The organism is Pseudoalteromonas sp. SR45-6, assembly GCF_014163545.1.
Lineage (GTDB): Bacteria > Pseudomonadota > Gammaproteobacteria > Enterobacterales > Alteromonadaceae > Pseudoalteromonas > Pseudoalteromonas rhizosphaerae.
On sequence record NZ_JACJDM010000156.1, the window covers coordinates 1 to 766 of the forward strand.

The following is a 766-nucleotide window of genomic DNA, read 5'->3' on the forward strand; positions in this document are numbered from 1 at the left end:
GTGGTATCAATGATCCCAGTGACGCTGGCGGTGCCTTGATTACCCACGCCATCTTCAACGGTGGCGGTAACACTAAAGTCACCCTCCGCTAAATCACTGCTGGCCGTGACACTCCATGTGCCGCCGGTTACGGTAGTTTGAACTGTCTCTGCGGGGTTTATTCCATCATTTATCACTACCGTGACAACACTGCCATCTGGCGCATCACTGGTGCCGTTAATGGTCGGTGTAGTGTCGTTGGTTTCACCTATCGCGTTGATGGTAATACTCGGGGCTAAGGTGTTAAGTGTAAAGGTATCGGTGGCACTGTTGCTGTTGCCCGCTGCATCACTGACACTCGCAACCACCGTGTAATCATCATCACCGAGGACTGGCGAGGTGACCGCCCACTCACCACTGGCATTAACCGTTGCACTGAGTGCGGTAACCGTTCCACCGCTGTCGGTAACGGTGAGGGTTATCACTGTCCCTTGTGGCTCTGACGAGGTGCCACTGAGTGTCGGCGTATCATCATTAATGGCTCCGAGGCTATTGATACTGATCAACGGATCTAAGGTATCCACACTGCCAGTGCCGGTGTCACTGCCGGTATTGCCTGCCGCATCGGTAATACTGGCGGTTACTGTATAACTGCCATCCGGTAAGCTTGGTGCTGTTACTTGCCATGAACCATCAGCGAGGACGGTGGCACTTAATCCATAACTATCGCCATTGACATCCACGATACTGATGCTAACAACGGTGCCCGTAGGCTCGGTTGAGGTAC

Annotated in this window: 1 protein-coding gene; it reads right to left on the reverse strand. The window is 53.3% G+C overall.

The window, feature by feature from the left end:
* Nucleotides 1-766: Ig-like domain-containing protein (locus H5158_RS22645; RefSeq protein WP_182740978.1), on the reverse strand; the 766-nt coding region annotated here is incomplete at both ends.